Genomic DNA, 17104 nt, shown 5'->3' on the forward strand with positions numbered 1-17104 from the left:
GGCCGAAAAAAAGCTGCGCCATACTGCAGGGCAATTCGGACAGGAGTGTGACCAATGGGTCGTTACGAAATCGCCTTTTCCGGGAAGCTGGTACCCGGTGCGCAACTGGAACGGGTGCAGGCGAATCTGGCCAAGCTGTTCCAGGCCGACGCCCAGCGCGTTGCCATGCTGTTCTCCGGTCGGCGCGTAATCCTCAAGAACAACCTGGATGAAGTAGCCGCGGAGAAGTACCGCTCGACCCTGGAGCGTGCGGGGGCGCTGGTCGAGGTGGTGTCCATGGAGCCGGAAATCGAAGAGGTGGAACTGGCGCCGCCGCCCGAGCCGGACGCCGAGGCCCTTTCCGCGTCGGCTCCCCAGCCGGTGCCGGCCGCCGCGACGGGTCGCCTCAAGGTCGTGCCGCGCGATGAGTACATGGCCGCCTTCGCTGGCGTGGACGCACCTGATTTCGGTATCGCGCCGGTCGGCGCCGACCTGCAGGACGCCAAGCCGCAGACTTCACCGCCGCGTTTCGATTTTTCCGGCATCAGTGTGGCGCCGGCAGGCAGTGACATGGGACAGGTCAAGGCACCTTCGGCCGCCCCGCCGCCGGACACCTCGCACCTGCGCCTGGAAGAGCGCAAATAGCCAGACGGAGGCCCGCAACCAGCGGGCCTCTTCGCGATCGATTCAGAAATAGCTCGAACAGCACTTCTTGAACTTCTCGCCACTGCCGCACGGACAGGGATCGTTGCGGCCCACCTTCACCGGCACGGTCGGGTCGAGGAAGTACCAGCGGCCGTCTGCCTGGACGAAGGCCGATTTCTCGCGATGACTGTGTTCGCCGCCCTGGTCGTGCCAGCGCGCGGTGAAGGTGACGAAGGCGTGCTCGGGCTGGCCGCCCAGTACTTCGTGACCCTCCACCTCCAACCCGAGCCAGGTGCTGGACAGGCTCCAGGCGCGGATGGACTCGACATCCAGCCCGGCGCGCTGGGCGGGCAGGGTGGTAGCCACCAGGTAGTCCACCAGGCCCAGCACATAGGCGCTGTAACGCGAACGCATCAGCGCCTCGGCGCTGGCCGCGGGGTGGCCGGCATGATGGCGGCCGCAGCAGACTTCCAAGAGGTTGCCGCTACCGCAGGGGCAGATCGCAGTGCTCATGGCTTACCACCAGTACTTTCCAAAATTCTCCGGGTTGGCCCAGAACTTGGCGTTGAGCCAGTCGGGGACCTGCTTGTATTCGCGCAGGTCGTAGGTGAACAGGGTCAGGGTCTGATCGTCGCGGCGGAAGCGCTCGCTGGCCTGCAGGGCCAGGGCGAAGAAGTCGATGTCCTTCCAGTCGCAGGCGTTGAGATCCGCCAGTACCGCCACGCGGCTGGCGTTGAGGTTGCGGATGCCGCCCAACAGTTCCAGGCCGCTGCGCTTGGGCAGGTGCTCCAGGCAATCGGCCAGCAGTGCAAGATCGAATCGGCGCACGGCCTGCTCGGCCGGCAACGGTCCGGCGGGCACCTGCACCACCTTGCTGTCCGGGTGGGCGGCGGCGAAGGCCTCGAGTGCCGGGAGCGGGCTGTTGCCGACCAGGAGCAGGCTTTGCGGGACATAACGTTCGAGCAGGGCCGCAAGGGCTTGCTGGGGTGTGCGGGAAGAAAAGCTGGCAGTCATCGAAAATCCTCGAACAAGTGGGTCAAGACTAGCCTGAAGGCGAGTCATGGCCTAGTGCTGGCGGTTTCCGGGGCTGGCGTCTTTACTCCCTATTTGTCGGTATGGGCCGATTCTAAGAGGAGACTCGCTTATGAGCATTACACGGACAGCTTTACCCCTGATTCTAGTGACAAGCCTGCTCACCGGTTGCGCCGGCCTGCAAAAGACCGACTGGCCGAAATGCGCGGCGGTAGGGGGTGTGGTAGGTGCGGGGCTGGGTGCGATTGAAAGTGGCACTTATGCCGGCTGGGGCGCCCTGATCGGCGCCGGTACGGCGGCCGCCTATTGCTGGGTGCATGGTGACGGTGACGAGGATGGCGATGGCGTTCTCGACAGTCGCGACAAGTGCCCCGGTACTCCGCGCGGCACCCAGGTGGATGCCGATGGCTGCCCGATCAAGGAAGAACCGATGGTTGAAGAAGTGGTCGTGGTCGAGCACGAAACCATCGTTGTCCGCGACCTGCTGTTCGCATTCGACTCTTCCAAGCTGGATGCCGCCGACGAAGCCGTCCTGGACGACGTTGCCGCTCGCCTGAAGAGCGAAGCACCGGACGCCAAGTTGACCATCACCGGTCACACCGACAGCGTTGGCTCCGATGCCTACAACCAGAAACTCTCGGAGCGTCGCGCCCACGCGGTGGCTGACTACCTCATGCGCAGTGGCATTCCGGCCTCCAACATCGTCAGTGTCGGTGGTGCGGGTGAAAGCCAGCCGGTGGCCGACAACTCCACCAAGGACGGTCGGGCGATGAACCGTCGCGTGGAGATCCAGATCGACCGCTAATCCTCGGATAACCTGCGGCGCACGCCTTGTGCGCCGTGGGGGCCGGGTCTTTACTCCTGTGTTACCGGTTGGTCCGGTGACACAGGAGAATTCTCATGAGCAACCAACTCCCCCGGGTTGCGATTTCCCTTCTTCTGGTCAGCAGTTTCCTCTCGGGTTGCGCTTCCACGTCCAGTGATGGCCGCGCCGCGCTGAATCAGGGGAATTGGCCAATCTGTAGCGTGATCGGCGGCCTGCTGGGCGGCGGACTGGGTGCCATCGAGAACTCCGCCTGGGCGGCTGGCGGTGCCGCAGCCGGCGCGATTGCCGGTGGTCTCATCTGCTTTGCCCAGGATGGCGATGCCGACGGTGATGGCGTGTTCGACCGCCGCGATGATTGCCCCGGAACCCCTGCCGGCATGCCCGTCGACCACCGGGGTTGCCCGCCGCGGACGTATCCCGAAGCACCCGCGGAAGCGCCGCCGCAGGACGAAGTGATCGTGCTCAGCGACATGGGCAACGTGCTGTTCGCCTTCGATTCCGCCGAACTGACCTCTGTCGCCAGGGAGCAGTTGGTGGCCATTGCCAACCGCCTCACCAGCGCCAGCCTGATCAGTGTCAGGGTCGTGGGACATACCGACAGTGTGGGCTCCGAGCGCTACAACCAGGGGTTGTCCGAGCGCCGAGCAAGGCGTGTGGCGGACTTCCTGGCGAGTCAGGGCGTGCCTTCGGACAAGCTGGTCAGCGAGGGCCTGGGTGAGAGTCGGCCAATCGCTGACAATGGCACGGACGTGGGGCGTGCGCAGAATCGCCGGGTGGAAATCCACGTCGACCGCTGACGGGCATTCCTGCCCCTGCATCGATGACGAGCCCGCGATCCCGGAATTTTCCCGGCGGCGAACTGGTACGCCGCCGGGCTTCGGCGTATGTTTCGCAGAATTAGAACAATGCCGGGAGGAAGGCATGCGGGTATTCATGGGGGTGGGCAAGGTCATTGCCCTGTTGTTCTGGTTGGTGGTCATCGCCAACCTGTTCTCACCATTCGCCAGACCATTCGGGACCTTGCTGAACATCGCCGGAGCCCTGGTGATACTGGCCCATCTGTTCGAAATCATGCTGTTCAACGCGCGGCTGCGTGATCGCCCCAGTCCCTGGGGCGATCGCCTGCAACTGCTTCTGTTCGGTGTCTTCCACCTGCTCGGCATCCCGCGCCACCGCCGCAAGGAGGCCCGTGATGCGTAAGCTTGTCATGCTGGCCGCCCTGATCGCCCCCATTGCCCTGGCCGAGGGCCAGGTGAAGGTGGAGGCGCACAACCTCCTCAAGCTGCCATCCAGGACCGGCAGCCTCAGCCTGGACCGGGTCGAGGTGGCCGATTACGCCACGCTGCTGATCCCGGCGGGGGTTACCGAACTGCGGATCGGCGAGCTGCGCATGGGGCGTGAGGCGCGCCTGGGCATCGCACCCTCCGATAAGACCTTTCGCCTGGAGGTGCAGCGGGGCGAGATCGGTACCGGCAGCCATATCACCGCCTCCGGCGCCGCCGGCAGCATGAGCAAGCCGGCCAGCTCGGGCCGCAGTCTCGACCTGCGCCTGGTGGATGTCCAGGTGGGCGAAATGACCGTGGACGTGCGGGGCGGTATCGGCGCGCCCGGTCATCCTGGCCTGGCGGGTGCCGACGGCGATGCCGCCGGCTGTGTCTGGGGCGAGGCCAGTCGTGGCTGGGATGGCCAGCCCGGCGGGGATGGGCAGGCCGGTGGCGCCGGTGGCCAGGTGCGTCTGCAGGTGCCCGAGTCATTCCCCGTGGAACGGGTTCGTGTGCGTCTGGAGGGTGGCGTCGGCGGTGCCGCCGGCGAAGGTGGTGCTGGCGGCCAGGGCGGCGCCGGCAAGGGATGCCTGCTCTACCAGGCCGATGGCGCCAGGAGCGGCCGCGACGGCCAGTCCGGCCGATCGGGAGCCGCCGGCAGCACCGGCAGCTTCAAGGTCGTGCGTTTCTGATCGAGCGCTGGCGCACGGGGTTGTGCGCCAGCTTCAGAAGCTCGGGCGGATGGCGACTACGGTCACCAGTGCCAGCCCGATCAGCAGGTTGAACCCCACCACCCGGCGGATGCGGCCCAGAACGGCGCCGCCTTCCGGCCAATTCTCCGCGTTCACCGCCGTTCGCAGTTGCGGCAGCAGCAGGGCGCTCACCCGCAGGAACAGCGCGAGCATCGCCACGTACAGGCCGATCATCATGTGCACGTAGCGCGGCGCCGCCTCCATGCTGGCGTAGGACATGTGCAGCATGCCGACGCCGGTGAAGGGCAGCACCAGCACCGCCGGCCAGACCCAGAGGAAGAAGCGGCGGAACACGTCCAGCCACAGACGCAGCCGGGCAGGCGGCTCCAGGGTGGCAACGGCAGCGGGTCGCAGGATCATCCAGGCGAAGAACATGCCACCGACCCAGATCAGGGCGGCCAGCAGGTGCAGGGCGTAAAGGGCGGCGTGAGGTGTCATCCGGTCAACTCCATTCGGCGGGGAAGAGAAGGCGCGCTATCATAGCCGCCCTGTTAAAGTACTGAAAATTTATCCAGCATTCCGGCCCCGCCATCTCCCATGCTCAGCACTGAACTCAAGTCCCAGATCCAGGGCGCCTATAGCCGTTTCCTCGAAGCCAAGGGCCTGAAGGCCCGCTACGGCCAGCGCCTGATGATCGCCGAGGTGGCCAAGGCGCTGGGCGCCATTCCCGTGGACGACGAGGGGCATCGCGAGGGGGAACCCGCCGTGGTGGCGGTCGAGGCGGGGACCGGTACGGGCAAGACGGTGGCCTACAGCCTGGCGACCATTCCCGCGGCCAAGGCTGCCGGCAAGCGCCTGGTGATCGCTACCGCCACCGTGGCCCTGCAGGAGCAGATCGTCCACAAGGACCTGCCCGACCTGATGCGCAACAGCGGCCTCAATTTCAGCTTCGCCCTGGCCAAGGGCCGTGGCCGCTACCTCTGCCTGTCCAAGCTCGACATGCTGCTGCAGGAAGGCCAGGCGCAGAGCGCCACCGCGCAGTTGTTCGCCGACGAAGGCTTCAACATCGCCGTCGACGAGAAGGGCCAGAAGCTGCTCAACCAGATGATCGAACGCCTGGCGGGCAACCGCTGGGACGGTGACCGCGACGCCTGGCCCGAGGCCATCGAGGACCAGGACTGGGCGCGAGTCACCACCGATCACAGCCAGTGCACCAAGCGTCATTGTCCGAATTTCCAGCAGTGCGCCTTCTATAAGGCGCGCGAAGGCATGACCAAGGTGGACGTCATCGTCACCAACCACGACATGGTGCTGGCTGACCTGGCGCTGGGCGGCGGTGCCGTGCTGCCCGATCCGCGCGACACGCTCTACGTGTTCGACGAAGGCCACCACCTGCCGGACAAGGCTATCGGTCACTTCGCCCACTACACCCGCCTGCGCTCCACCGCCGACTGGCTGGAGCAGGTGGCCAAGAACCTCGCCAAGCTGCTGGCGCAGAACCCGCTGCCCGGCGATTTCGGCCGCCTGGTGGAAGGCGTGCCGGAGCTGGCGCGGGAGCTTCGCACCCACCAGCAGTTCATGTTCAATGCCTGTGAAGAACTCGCCGACTTCCGCGCCGGCGAGGACATGGAAGGGCGTGATCGCCCGCGTCATCGTTTCGAGGCCGGCGTGGTCCCCGAGCACCTGCGGGAGCTGGGCATCGAACTGAAGAAAGGTTTTTCCAGGCTGCATGACGTCTTCACCCGGCTGACCGAACTGCTCAAGGAAGCCATGGACGGCGAAGGCAGCATCGGCATTGCCAGCCACCAGGCCGAGGAGTGGTACCCGCTGTTCGGCAGCCTGCTGGCCCGTGCCCAGGGCAACTGGGAACTGTGGACCGCCTTCACCGCCGAAGACCCGGAAGACAGCCCGCCCATGGCGCGCTGGCTGACCCTGGCCGAAAGCGGTGCGCTGCATGACATCGAAGTCAACGCCAGCCCGATCCTCGCCGCCGAAACCCTGCGCCGCAACCTGTGGAACGTGGCCTACGGCGCCCTGGTGACCTCCGCCACCCTTACCGCCCTGGGCAAGTTCGACCGCTTCCGCATGCGCGCCGGACTGCCGAAGGCGTCCGTCACGGCCGTGGTGCCGAGCCCCTTCCAGCACGCTGATGCCGGTCTGCTGCGGGTGCCGGATCTCAAGGCCGATCCCCGCGATGCCGCCGCGCATACCGCCGCCATCGTGCGTGAACTGCCAGCCCTGGTGGAGGGCGCGCGGGGCACCCTGGTGCTCTTCGCATCGCGTCGGCAGATGCAGGACGTGTTCGAAGGCCTCGACCGCGATTGGCGCAAGCGCGTGCTGATACAGGGCAACCTGTCCAAGCAGGAAACCCTGAACAAGCACAAGGCGCGGGTGGATGACGGTGAGCCCAGCGTGCTCTTCGGGCTGGCCAGCTTCGCCGAAGGGGTGGACCTGCCGGGTGCCTACTGCGAGCACGTGGTGATTGCCAAGATTCCCTTCGCCGTGCCGGACGACCCGGTGGAAGCGGCGCTTTCCGACTGGATCGAGGCCCGTGGCGGCAACCCCTTCATGGAGATCGCCGTGCCCGACGCTTCCCTGCGCCTGGTGCAGGCCTGCGGCCGCCTGCTGCGTACCGAGGCGGATCGCGGCACCATCACGCTGCTGGACCGCCGCGTGGTGACCCAGCGCTACGGCCGCGCGATCCTCGACGCGTTGCCGCCGTTCCGCCGAGAGATCGCCTGATGACCTGCCGGCGGGCAGGGGATTTCTCCGAGCCCGCGCGTTCCCGGTCGGCGTAATCGCCCCGCCCTTGACGCTGTGCGCCCCCGATCTGCGATGATGCCGCAGTTTTTGCGGGCGCCCCCGGCGCCCGCCCGGTCCGCTTCGTTTTGTCGCACCCCTGGCGAAGAAACGAACGTCCTGCGGTCTATGCACTGCATTCTCTTGGGAACCCCGTCTGATGCTTTCGACACCCAAACGCCCCCTTGTCCTGGCCATCTTCCTCGGGATGGTGGGAATTCCCTTGGCCGCCCAGGCAGAGACCCTGTTCAACTTCGTCCGGCCGCTGGACGCCGTGCAGGTAGCGACCGAGGACGCCAACCTGCCGAGCGTGACAGCCGAGTCCACCGCCGATGGCGAGATCCTCCGCCGACTCACCTTCAACGCCGCCGAGAAACCCAGCCTGCGCCTCACCCCGCAGAGCGGTAGCTGGGATTGGTCCAAGGCCCAGGCCATGAGCCTGCGCATCCAGAGTGCGCAGGATTGGGCCATCACCCTGGACGTCGCCATCGAGAGCACCGATGGCAAGGTACTGACCACCCAGGTGGCATTGCCGGCTGGTCCGGCACAGACGCTGCTGGTGCCCCTGGCCGCCACCTCGCCGAATGCCCACGGCATGCGCGCGGCGCCGCCAGTACCCTGGACGCGTGGGGGCAAGCGCTGGCTGCCGGCAACCCAGGTCCAGGGCGAACTGGATCGCAGCAAGGTCGCGTCCGTGACCCTCTCCCTCAACCAGCCGAATGCTGCCCAGAGCATCCTGCTCGGTCGTTTCGGCACGGAGCAGGACGACCAGCAGGAGGCCCTCTATGACGGTCTGATGGACGCCTACGGCCAGTACGCCCGGGCCGACTGGCCGGGCAAGGTGAAGAACGACGAGCAGTTGAAGAAGGGCGCCGCGGACGAGGCGCGCCAGCTCGCCGACTGGACCGCCAAGCTGCCGCAACAGGATGCCTACGGTGGCTGGCTGGGTGGCGAGACCTTCGAGGCGAGCGGCTTTTTCCGCACCGAGAAGCGCAAGGGGCGCTGGTTCCTGGTCACGCCGGAAGGCCATCCCTTTTTCTCTCTCGGCGTCAACGCGGTCACGCCGGGCCTGAGCCAGACCTACATCGAAGGGCGCGAGGCCATGTTCAAGGCATTGCCCAAGGACGGTGAGCCCCTGGCCAGGCACTTCGGCCAGGGGGATGACCGGGCCGACACCGATGCCAACAAGGGCCGGGCCTTCAACCAGGGCCGCTGGTACGACTTTTATGGTGCCAACCTCGAACGCACCCATGGCGGCAACGACCCGCAGCGCTGGCTCAGCCACAGCGTGGAGCGCCTCAAGGCCTGGGGTTTCAACACCGTCGGCAACTGGAGCGATCCCGCTTTCGGCACCGGTCCGCGCATGCCGTACACCTTGCCGCTGTCCATTCGAGGCGACTTCGATGTCATCAAGACCGGCTTCGACTGGTGGGGCGGCATGCCCGACCCCTTCGACCCGCGTTTCGCCATGGCGGCGGAACGGGCCATCGCCATTGCCACGCGCGACCATCTGGACGACCCCTGGCTGCTGGGCTACTTCGCCGACAACGAACTGGCCTGGGGCGGCCACGGCCAGGACCCGAAAGCCCGCTACGCCCTGGCCTACGGCACCCTGCGCCTGACCACCGACGTACCGGCCAAGCGCGCCTTCCTCAAGCAACTGCGCGACAAGTACCGCAACCAGCAGGGGCTCTCCAAAGCCTGGGGCATCGATCTGCAAGCCTGGGAGTTGATGGAGGACCCGGGGTTCGAGGCACCGCTGCCGAACCCCGAGCACCCGGCCATCGAGGAGGACTTCAAGCGCTTCCAGCGCTTCTACGCCGACACCTACTTCAAGACCATCGCCGATTCGCTGAAGTGGCACGCCCCCAACCACCTGCTGCTGGGCGGCCGCTTCGCCGCCACCGTACCCGAGGCCGTCGAGTCCTGTGCCCAGTACTGCGACGTGATCAGCTTCAACCGCTACACCCGCGAGCCGCAGCACGGGCTGGACATGGAGCTGCTGCGTCGCCTGGACAAACCGCTGATGCTCACCGAGTTCCACTTCGGTTCCCGCGATCGTGGCCCGTTCTGGGGCGGTGTGGCCGAGGTCTACAAGGAAGAAGAACGGGGCCCGGCCTATGCCGCGTACCTGAAGAAGGCCGCTGAAGAGCCGTTGATCGTCGGTGCCCATTGGTTCCAGTACCTCGACCAGCCCGCCACCGGCCGTCTGCTCGACGGCGAGAACGGCCACCTCGGCCTGGTGGGGATCACCGATCGTCCGTGGCAGGGCTTTGTCGAGGCGGTGCGCAAGGCCAACCTCGCCCTGGCGGCGAGCCTCGGCAAACCGCTGGAAGCCAAGGCGCCGGCTGCGCGGGCGGAAGTCGGCAAGCCCTGACGGGCGACCCGTCTTCGGCACGGTTCACAAGGGGCGGCAAGGCTGGAACAATGCCGCCTCCATTTCTTCAGGAGCATGCCGGTGCAGACCCAGGGCTATTTCGACTTGCGCTTCGAGGCGGCGAGAGACGCCTTCGCCGAACTCTTCGCCGACCCGCAGGAGCGCGGCGCCGCCCTTTGCGTGCAGGTCGGCGGGGAAACCGTGCTCGACCTGTGGGCCGGCGTGGCCGACAAGGATGGCCGGGAGGCCTGGCACAGCGACACCATCCTCAATCTGTTCTCCTGCACCAAGCCCTTCGCCTCGGTGACCCTGCTGCAGCTGGTCGGGGAAGGCAAGCTGGAGCTGGATGCCCCCGTCGCACGCTACTGGCCCGAGTTCGCGGCCGCCGGCAAGGCGCGGATCAGCGTGCGCCAACTGCTGTGCCATCGCGCGGGGCTGCCGGCGATCCGCGCCGCGCTGCCGGCCGAGGCCCTCTACGACTGGCAGGCCATGACGGCCGCCCTGGCCGCCGAGGAGCCCTGGTGGACGCCGGGCGAGGCCCACGGCTATGCGCCCATCACCTACGGCTGGCTGGTGGGCGAGCTGATCCGCCGTGTCGAGGGGCGTGGCCCCGGCGAGGCCATCGTGGCCCGTGTCGCCAACCCCCTGGGGCTGGACTTCCACCTCGGTCTGGCGGATGAAGAGTTCCATCGCGTGGCGCACATCGCCCGCGCCAAGGGCAACCTGGGCGATGCCGCGGCACAGCGCCTGCTCAAATGCATGATGACCGAGCCAACCTCGCTCAGTACCCGGTCGTTCACCAATCCGCCGTCGATCATGACCAGCACCAACAAGCCGGAATGGCGGCGCATGCAGCAGCCGGCGGCTAATGGTCACGGCAATGCGCGCAGCGTGGCGGGGTTCTACGCCGCCCTGCTGGAGGGTCAGTTGCTGGATTCGGAACTGCTCGCCGAACTGACCCGGGAGCATGCCCAGGGCGAAGACCTCACCCTGCTGACCGCCACCCGCTTCGGCCTCGGCTGCATGCTCGACCAGCCGGACGTGCCCAACGCCACCTACGGCATGGGCCGCTACGCCTTCGGTCATCCTGGTGCGGGCGGTTCCACCGGCTTCGCCGATCCGGAGCGCGAACTGGCGTTCGGTTTCGTCACCAACACCCTCGGCCCCTACGTGCTGATGGACCCTCGCGCGCAGCGTCTGGCGCGGGTGGTCAAGGATTGCCTGGGCTGAGCCACTCGTCAGGCGGATAGATTTTTTCTTTGCTGATTAACGACTTGCCGCCAGAATTTAAGCCTTATTGTGAAGTCATATCGCCATCATCGCGCTGTCGGTGTGCGGCTTTCAGCGAGTACGGAGCGCTGCCTATGAAGCTGTTGAAGATATCCACCTTGATTCTCTGCGTGTCTGCCTCCGGTTGCAGCATGCTCGGCCAACCGAAGGCCGAAGCCCCCGCCAGGCCCGAAAAAGCCACCGCCGCCAGCCACTGGTGGTGGCCCTTCGGCGCCGAGGCGAAGGCCCAGGCACCGAAGGTGGCCAAGGTGGACGTCAAGGCGACCCAGGCCTGGCTCGACCAGTACGAACCGCGCCTGCGCGAGGCGCTGAAAGGCAGCAGGCTGGAAGTGGAGCGGCGCGAGAACGTCTTGGTGGTGACCCTGCCGGTCGATCCCTCGTTCAACCCGGACCGCCCGAGCATGCTGCTGCCCGTCACCCTCGGGCCCATTACCAAGGTGGCCAAGCTGGTGGAAGGCGATACCAAGACCGGGGTGCTGGTTCTGGGGCACGCCGACAGCTCCGGCAAGGACGACGCCAACCGCAAGCTCAGCCAGGAGCGAGCCCAGGCGGTGGCGGCGATCTTCCGCCTGAGCGGCCTGCAGCGCGATCGCCTGTCCCTCAAGGGCCTGGGCTCGGACATGCCGCGTGCGGCCAACGACAGCCCGCAGGGCCGTGCCCTCAACCGGCGCGTCGAAATGCTGCTGACGCCCCAGGACACCCTGGTTGCGCTCATCGCCCAGCACAGCAAGCCGGCCAGGCCGGAACAGCCGGGCAAGTCCACGCAGGTGGTTGCGGCGGATCAAACCAAGTAGGCCGGGCTTGGGTAAGCTATTGGCTTTCCGTACACAGGACTGCCAACCATGACCCAGACCCTGGCCGATATGCGCCGTGACTACACCCGTGACGGGCTCAGCGAGGAGCAGGCTCCCGCCGAGCCTTTCAGCCTGTTCCAGCACTGGTTCGGCGATGCGGTGAAGACCGAGCAACTGCCGGTCGAGCCCAACGCCATGACCCTCGCCACGGTGGATGCCGAAGGCCGTCCGCATTGCCGGGTGCTGCTGCTCAAGGGCCTGGATCAGCGCGGCTTCACCTTTTTCAGCAATTACGACAGCGCCAAGGGCGAGCAACTGGCCGCCAATCCCTTCGCCGCCATGACCTTCTTCTGGCCGGCGCTGGAGCGTCAGGTGCGTATCGAGGGCAGGGTGGAGCGAGTGACCCCGGCCGAATCCGACGCCTACTACCAGGTGCGTCCGCTGGGGAGTCGCCTGGGCGCCTGGGCCTCGCCCCAGAGCCGGGTCATACGCGATCGCGCCGAGCTCGAATCCCTGCTGTCGCAGACCGAGCAGCGCTTCCTCGACAGCGCGCCCGGTTGTCCGCCGCATTGGGGCGGCTATCGCCTGTTGCCCGAGCGCATCGAGTTCTGGCAAGGGCGGCCGAGCCGCCTGCACGACCGCCTCAACTACCGCCTGGTGGACGGCGCCTGGGTTCGCGAGCGCCTGGCGCCCTGATCCTTTCCCGACGGGCATGCCGGGGCGCTAGACTGCCTGCTGCTCAGGAGACCCCGATGCTCGAACTCGATTCCGCCCTTGCCCAGCTGATCGTCGACCGCGCCATGGCGATCCTGCCCTACAACATCAATGTGATGGACGAGCAGGGCATGATCATCGGTACGGGGGATCCGCTGCGCCTGCATACCCGTCATGAGGGCGCACAGCTGGTCCTCGCCAACCGGCGAGTGGTGGAGATCGATAGCCAGGCAGCGGAATGCCTGCGCGGCGTCCGCCCCGGGGTGAACCTGCCGCTCTTCCATGCCGAGCGGCTGATTGGTGTGCTCGGCATCACCGGTGAGCCGGAGGTGGTGCGCCCCTATGCGGAACTGGTGCGCATGGCCGCGGAAGTGCTGGTGGAACAGCGCCAATTGCAGGTCGAGCGGCACTGGCAGCGGCACCAGCTGGAAGCCTGGCTGTGTCAACTGGCCGATCCCCGGACCGATCTGGTGCAGCTCTCCGCCGAGGCCGAACGCATTGGCCTGCTGCTCGGTTGGCGGCAGCAGGTCTGCCTGCTGGAGCTGGCGGAAGAGGAAGACTTGTCGCACCGGGCCAGGCTCATCGACAGCCTGTCGCGCCAGGGGTATCTCTGCGCGCCCTTGTCCGCTCGGGAACTGATCAGTTGTCGCCCATTCAGTGCCGAGCGGGACGATCAGGCCTGGCTGGAGCTGGCCGACGAGCGCGGCTGGGGCATTGTCCGGCTGTGCGTCAGCGATCCCCAGGCCAGCATTGGCGACTTGCGCGAGGCGGCCGTGGCGACCCGGGCGCTGTTGGCATTCGCCCGAGCCTGCCGGCCGACGCAGCGCCTGCTGCGCTTGGAAGAACATCGGCTGTCGACCCTGCTGTTCACCCAGCGGGACAACTGGTTGATGCGTCGCTGGCTGGGGCCGTTGCAGCGACTGCGGGCGGAAGACACGGATGGCGTCCTGCGCCAGACCCTGCTCAGCTGGCGCGACCACGACGGCCATACCCAGGACTGTGCGCGGGCGCTGGGCATCCATCGCAACACCTTGCGCTACCGCCTCGAGCGCATCGCCGAGCTGGGTGGCCTGGAGGATGTTCGCCATGACCAACTGGTGTTGCTCTGCCTGGGCCTGGACTTGTTGGAGGAAGGGACTTGTGCCAATGCACGGGTCGGCCCGCGAATTGGGGCGCCGCGCTAGGGCATCCGCACAGGGTTGAGGATGGCGGGATTGCTGCACAATCTCCGGGTTGTATCCGGCATCCATAACAACAACCAAGGAGTCCGCACATGGTTCTGGTACTGATTCTGGCGGCGCTGATCGCCTTCATCGTGCTTTCCACCACGCGCCTTAAACTGCACCCCTTCCTCGCCCTGCTCGCGGCGGCCTTCATCGCCGGTTTCGCGTACCAGGTTCCCACCGCCGAAATCACCAAGACCATCACCGCTGGTTTCGGCGCCATCCTCGGTTACATCGGGATCGTCATTGTCCTGGGCACCATCATCGGCGTGATCCTCGAGCGCAGCGGCGCCGCCATCACCATGGCGGAGACGGTGATCAAACTGCTGGGTGAACGCTTCCCCACGCTGACCATGTCGATCATTGGCTACCTGGTGTCCATTCCAGTGTTCTGCGACTCGGGCTACGTGATTCTCAACTCCCTGAAGAATGCCCTGGCGGCGCGCATGCGCATCTCCACCGTAACCATGAGCGTCGCCCTGGCCACCGGCCTGTACGCCACCCACACCTTCGTGCCGCCGACGCCCGGCCCCATTGCCGCCGCCGGCAACCTGGGCCTGGAAACCAGTCTCGGTCTGGTGATCGCGGTGGGCCTGCTGGTCGCGCTGGTGACCGCCTTCGCCGGCATGTGGTGGGCCAACCGTTTCGTCGGCCGCGATGTGCAACTGGAGGATGACGGCCTGCCGCATCCGTCGGAGCAGGACTTCGCCGAACTGCGTGCCAGCTACGGCAAGTTGCCCAGCGCCTTCCAGGCCTTCGCGCCGATCTTCGTTCCTATCCTGCTGATCTGCCTGGGTTCCATTGCAGCCTTCCCCACCAAGCCTTTTGGCAATGGCATCTTCACCGCCACCCTGGGCTTCCTCGGTCAGCCGGTGGTGGCGTTGCTGGTGGGCCTGGCGATCGCCTGCACGCTGCTCAAGAGCGATGACAAGCGCAAGGAGTTCCATGACCGTGTGGTGGATGGGATCCTCTCCGCCGCGCCCATCCTGCTGATCACCGGTGCCGGCGGCGCCTTCGGTGCGGTGCTGAAGATCACGCCGCTGGGCGATTACCTCGGCAGTACCCTGTCGGCGCTAGGTATCGGCCTGTTCATGCCGTTCGTGGTGGCGGCCGCGCTGAAGACCGCCCAGGGTTCCACCACCGTGGCCCTGGTGACCACCTCGGCGCTGGTGGCGCCGCTGCTTGGCCAGCTCGGCCTCGACAGCGAGATGGGCCGCGTGCTGACGGTAATGGCCATCGGCGCCGGTGCCATGACCGTGTCCCATGCCAATGACAGCTTCTTCTGGGTGGTGACCCAGTTCAGCCGCATGCCGGTCTCGCTTGCCTACCGTGCCCAGACCCTGGCGACCCTGGCACAGGGCATCGCCGGCATGCTCGCCACCTGGCTGCTCAGCCTGGTCCTGCTCTGACCGCAATTCCGCCCGGAGCCGCGAGGTTCCGGGCCTTCCCGAGGTAGTTCGATGAAGATCGTCATTGCTCCCGATTCCTTCAAGGAAAGCCTGAGCGCACCCGAAGTGGCCGCCGCGATCGCGCGTGGCTGGGCTTCAGTGCTGCCAGACGCCCTGCTGGTGTGCAAACCCATGGCCGATGGCGGCGAAGGCACAGTGGACGCTGTGCTGGCGGCCACCGGGGGCGAACGCCGTGAGGCGTCGGTACAGGGGCCCCTGGGGGAACCGGTACAGGCCCACTGGGGCTGGTTGGGGGAGGGGCGCGCCATCATCGAGATGGCGGCCGCCAGCGGTCTGCACCTGGTGGCGCCCGCGGCCCGCGATGCCACCCGCACCAGCAGCTTCGGCACCGGTGAGCTGATTCGCCATGCCCTGGATGCCGGGGCGACGCGCATCATCCTCGGCCTGGGCGGCAGCGCGACCAATGATGGCGGCGCCGGCCTGCTGACGGCCCTGGGACTGCGACTGCTGGACCAGAACGGCGCGCCCCTGCCGGCTGGCGGCGCGGCCTTGGCGCGTCTGGCCAGGGTCGATGTGTCGGGTCTCGATCCCCGTCTCGCCGGTGTCGAGTTCGAAGTGGCGGCGGATGTGGATAACCCGCTATGCGGACCCCGCGGCGCCTCCCATGTCTTCGGCCCGCAGAAGGGTGCCACTCCCCGGCAGGTCGAGTTGCTGGATGCCGCCCTGGGGCACTATGCCCGGGTGGTGGCCGAATGCCTGGGCGAAGACCACAGCCTGCATCCGGGTGTCGGCGCTGCCGGTGGTCTGGGCTTCGCCGCCCGCTGCTTCCTCGGGGCGCGCTTCCGACCCGGCATCGAGCTGGTGGCCGAACTCGCCGGGTTGGCCGAGGCGGTTCGGGGCGCCGATCTGGTGGTGACGGGGGAGGGACGCCTCGATTCCCAGACCCTGCATGGCAAGACGCCGGTGGGCGTGGCGCGGATCGCCCGGGCCGCCGGAGTCCCGGTGATCGCCCTGGCCGGCAGCCTGGGGGAGGGCTACCAGCGGCTGCGCGAGGCGGGCATCGGGGCCGCCTTCAGCCTGGTCCCCGGTCCCATGGAGCTGGCTCGCGCGATGGCCAGTGCTGCACCAGAGCTGGAAGCCCGCAGTGCGGATATCGCCCGGCTCTGGACCCTCGCTTCAGGTCAGGCGCGGTAACGCTGCGCCGCACGCTCCAGCCAGGTCGGCAGGTCCTTGCGCTTGACGCCTTCGGTGTAGGCAGCCTGCAGTTGCTCCAGCATGAAGGCTTGCCTGGCCTTGTCGCCCTCTGCCAGGGACAGCGCGAGGTCCCGGTCCATCCAGCGCTTGATGCGTACGTAGAGCCACCAATGGAAGTACAGGCCGGCGGTGGTGGTAATTACGATGATGAAGTAGTCCATGGGCTAACCTTGGTGTACTGGGGCGTAGGAAGATTTCCCGGGTGCCGTCGGAAAGCTGAATTCAGGCTGAATGAAATTTGAGTAGTTTGGTCGTTCTGGTGACAGCCTCAGCGGCGGGGAGTCTAATGGACAGGTAATCAATCTGGAGGAAATGCTATGCGTAAACCCGTCCTGCTGGTGGCCTCTTTCACGGCATTGGCACTGGCGCTGGGTGGCTGTCAGTCGAGCCTGACCGGTGACACCTATTCCCGTGACGAGGCTCGGCAAGTACAGACCGTGCGCATGGGTACCATCGAATCCCTGCGCCCGGTGAAGATCGAAGGTACCAAGACGCCGATCGGCGCCGGTGCCGGCGCGGTGGTCGGTGGTATTGGCGGCAGCACCATCGGCCATGGCCGAGGCAGCGCGGTGGCCGCCGTGGTCGGCGCGGTGGCCGGTGGCCTGCTGGGTGCGGCGGCCGAGGAAGGCCTCACCCGTACCCAGGGTGTGGAAATCACCGTGCGTGAGGACGATGGCTCGATGCGCGCCTACGTCCAGGAAGTCCAGCCCAACGAGGTATTCCGGGTCGGCGAGCGTGTGCGGATCATGACCGTCAACGGTACCAGCCGCGTCAGTCACTGAAGTCGAGCTGCCCATCCGGGCAGCTA

General features: G+C 66.8%; 18 protein-coding genes. 14 read left to right on the forward strand and 4 right to left on the reverse strand.

The genetic code is table 11. The features are described 5' to 3' along the window. The first annotated feature begins 54 nt into the window (after positions 1–54). Positions 55–624, forward strand: coding sequence for a hypothetical protein (locus PJW05_RS08720; protein ID WP_271411313.1), 570 nt, complete (start codon positions 55–57; stop codon positions 622–624). A gap of 42 nt (positions 625–666) precedes the next feature. Here PJW05_RS08720 and PJW05_RS08725 read toward each other — a convergent pair whose 3' ends face one another. After that, entirely contained in the window at positions 667–1137 is a 471-nt protein-coding gene (locus tag PJW05_RS08725; RefSeq protein WP_271411314.1) for a YchJ family protein, read from the reverse strand. A 3-nt stretch (positions 1138–1140) separates the two neighbouring features. After that, positions 1141–1638, reverse strand: coding sequence for a DUF6231 family protein (locus PJW05_RS08730; RefSeq protein WP_271411315.1), 498 nt, complete (start codon positions 1636–1638; stop codon positions 1141–1143). Positions 1639–1768: 130 nt separating this feature from the next. Between PJW05_RS08730 and PJW05_RS08735 the strand changes: the two genes are divergently transcribed. The 4 genes from PJW05_RS08735 (at position 1769) to PJW05_RS08750 (ending at position 4436) form a co-directional block, all read left to right on the forward strand. After that, positions 1769–2461: an OmpA family protein gene (locus tag PJW05_RS08735; RefSeq protein WP_271411316.1), complete on the forward strand. Its 693-nt coding sequence runs from the start codon at positions 1769–1771 to the stop codon at positions 2459–2461. Positions 2462–2556: 95 nt separating this feature from the next. Beyond that, a complete protein-coding gene (locus PJW05_RS08740) occupies positions 2557–3279 on the forward strand; it encodes an OmpA family protein (protein ID WP_271411317.1) in 723 nt (240 codons plus the stop codon). Positions 3280–3403: 124 nt separating this feature from the next. Further along, positions 3404–3682, forward strand: a complete 279-nt coding sequence (locus PJW05_RS08745; RefSeq protein WP_271411318.1) for a DUF1145 domain-containing protein — start codon at positions 3404–3406, stop codon at positions 3680–3682. Beyond that, entirely contained in the window at positions 3675–4436 is a 762-nt protein-coding gene (locus PJW05_RS08750; protein WP_271411319.1) for a collagen-like protein, read from the forward strand. The genes PJW05_RS08745 and PJW05_RS08750 overlap by 8 nt, the downstream gene beginning before the upstream one ends. A gap of 33 nt (positions 4437–4469) precedes the next feature. On the opposite strand, the gene PJW05_RS08755 is transcribed toward PJW05_RS08750, so the two are convergent. Then, positions 4470–4934 (reverse strand): CopD family protein, encoded by a 465-nt coding sequence (locus PJW05_RS08755; protein ID WP_271411320.1) that lies wholly within the window; start codon positions 4932–4934, stop codon positions 4470–4472. Positions 4935–5033: 99 nt separating this feature from the next. Between PJW05_RS08755 and dinG the strand changes: the two genes are divergently transcribed. From dinG to PJW05_RS08795, 8 genes are all read left to right on the forward strand, one after another. Next, the gene (dinG, locus tag PJW05_RS08760) at positions 5034–7178 is read left to right on the forward strand and encodes an ATP-dependent DNA helicase DinG (RefSeq protein ID WP_271411321.1); all 2145 of its coding nucleotides are present in this window, start codon (positions 5034–5036) and stop codon (positions 7176–7178) included. A gap of 217 nt (positions 7179–7395) precedes the next feature. Then, positions 7396–9612 (forward strand): beta-galactosidase, encoded by a 2217-nt coding sequence (locus PJW05_RS08765; protein WP_271411322.1) that lies wholly within the window; start codon positions 7396–7398, stop codon positions 9610–9612. Positions 9613–9693: 81 nt separating this feature from the next. Next, entirely contained in the window at positions 9694–10842 is a 1149-nt protein-coding gene (locus PJW05_RS08770) for a serine hydrolase domain-containing protein (RefSeq protein WP_271412192.1), read from the forward strand. 134 nt (positions 10843–10976) lie between these two features. Beyond that, the gene (locus tag PJW05_RS08775; protein ID WP_271411323.1) at positions 10977–11696 is read left to right on the forward strand and encodes an OmpA family protein; all 720 of its coding nucleotides are present in this window, start codon (positions 10977–10979) and stop codon (positions 11694–11696) included. A 48-nt stretch (positions 11697–11744) separates the two neighbouring features. Next, the gene (pdxH, locus tag PJW05_RS08780; RefSeq protein ID WP_271411324.1) at positions 11745–12392 is read left to right on the forward strand and encodes a pyridoxamine 5'-phosphate oxidase; all 648 of its coding nucleotides are present in this window, start codon (positions 11745–11747) and stop codon (positions 12390–12392) included. Positions 12393–12448: 56 nt separating this feature from the next. Further along, positions 12449–13594: a sugar diacid recognition domain-containing protein gene (locus PJW05_RS08785; protein ID WP_271411325.1), complete on the forward strand. Its 1146-nt coding sequence runs from the start codon at positions 12449–12451 to the stop codon at positions 13592–13594. Positions 13595–13683: 89 nt separating this feature from the next. Next, complete coding sequence (locus PJW05_RS08790; RefSeq protein WP_271411326.1) at positions 13684–15042, forward strand: GntP family permease; 1359 nt, start codon at positions 13684–13686, stop codon at positions 15040–15042. 51 nt (positions 15043–15093) lie between these two features. After that, entirely contained in the window at positions 15094–16236 is a 1143-nt protein-coding gene (locus PJW05_RS08795; RefSeq protein ID WP_271411327.1) for a glycerate kinase, read from the forward strand. Here the strand turns inward: PJW05_RS08795 and PJW05_RS08800 are convergent. After that, on the reverse strand, positions 16224–16457 hold the full coding sequence (locus tag PJW05_RS08800) for a hypothetical protein (RefSeq protein ID WP_271411328.1): 234 nt from the start codon (positions 16455–16457) through the stop codon (positions 16224–16226). The two genes, PJW05_RS08795 and PJW05_RS08800, sit on opposite strands and share 13 nt — an antisense overlap. A 156-nt stretch (positions 16458–16613) precedes the next feature. Between PJW05_RS08800 and PJW05_RS08805 the strand changes: the two genes are divergently transcribed. Next, the gene (locus tag PJW05_RS08805; RefSeq protein WP_271411329.1) at positions 16614–17078 is read left to right on the forward strand and encodes a glycine zipper 2TM domain-containing protein; all 465 of its coding nucleotides are present in this window, start codon (positions 16614–16616) and stop codon (positions 17076–17078) included. Positions 17079–17104: the final 26 nt, after the last annotated feature.

Source organism: Pseudomonas sp. Q1-7 (assembly GCF_028010285.1).
Classification (GTDB): domain Bacteria; phylum Pseudomonadota; class Gammaproteobacteria; order Pseudomonadales; family Pseudomonadaceae; genus Metapseudomonas.

Bases quoted from the DNA above. Each gene is read 5' to 3' on its own strand.
- PJW05_RS08720 (WP_271411313.1), top strand. From the start codon at position 55: ATGGGTCGTTACGAAATCGCCTTTTCCGGGAAGCTGGTACCCGGTGCG.
- PJW05_RS08725 (WP_271411314.1), bottom strand. From the start codon at position 1,137: ATGAGCACTGCGATCTGCCCCTGCGGTAGCGGCAACCTCTTGGAAGTC.
- PJW05_RS08730 (WP_271411315.1), bottom strand. From the start codon at position 1,638: ATGACTGCCAGCTTTTCTTCCCGCACACCCCAGCAAGCCCTTGCGGCC.
- PJW05_RS08735 (WP_271411316.1), top strand. From the start codon at position 1,769: ATGAGCATTACACGGACAGCTTTACCCCTGATTCTAGTGACAAGCCTG.
- PJW05_RS08740 (WP_271411317.1), top strand. From the start codon at position 2,557: ATGAGCAACCAACTCCCCCGGGTTGCGATTTCCCTTCTTCTGGTCAGC.
- PJW05_RS08745 (WP_271411318.1), top strand. From the start codon at position 3,404: ATGCGGGTATTCATGGGGGTGGGCAAGGTCATTGCCCTGTTGTTCTGG.
- PJW05_RS08750 (WP_271411319.1), top strand. From the start codon at position 3,675: ATGCGTAAGCTTGTCATGCTGGCCGCCCTGATCGCCCCCATTGCCCTG.
- PJW05_RS08755 (WP_271411320.1), bottom strand. From the start codon at position 4,934: ATGACACCTCACGCCGCCCTTTACGCCCTGCACCTGCTGGCCGCCCTG.
- dinG (WP_271411321.1), top strand. From the start codon at position 5,034: ATGCTCAGCACTGAACTCAAGTCCCAGATCCAGGGCGCCTATAGCCGT.
- PJW05_RS08765 (WP_271411322.1), top strand. From the start codon at position 7,396: ATGCTTTCGACACCCAAACGCCCCCTTGTCCTGGCCATCTTCCTCGGG.
- PJW05_RS08775 (WP_271411323.1), top strand. From the start codon at position 10,977: ATGAAGCTGTTGAAGATATCCACCTTGATTCTCTGCGTGTCTGCCTCC.
- pdxH (WP_271411324.1), top strand. From the start codon at position 11,745: ATGACCCAGACCCTGGCCGATATGCGCCGTGACTACACCCGTGACGGG.
- PJW05_RS08785 (WP_271411325.1), top strand. From the start codon at position 12,449: ATGCTCGAACTCGATTCCGCCCTTGCCCAGCTGATCGTCGACCGCGCC.
- PJW05_RS08790 (WP_271411326.1), top strand. From the start codon at position 13,684: ATGGTTCTGGTACTGATTCTGGCGGCGCTGATCGCCTTCATCGTGCTT.
- PJW05_RS08795 (WP_271411327.1), top strand. From the start codon at position 15,094: ATGAAGATCGTCATTGCTCCCGATTCCTTCAAGGAAAGCCTGAGCGCA.
- PJW05_RS08800 (WP_271411328.1), bottom strand. From the start codon at position 16,457: ATGGACTACTTCATCATCGTAATTACCACCACCGCCGGCCTGTACTTC.
- PJW05_RS08805 (WP_271411329.1), top strand. From the start codon at position 16,614: ATGCGTAAACCCGTCCTGCTGGTGGCCTCTTTCACGGCATTGGCACTG.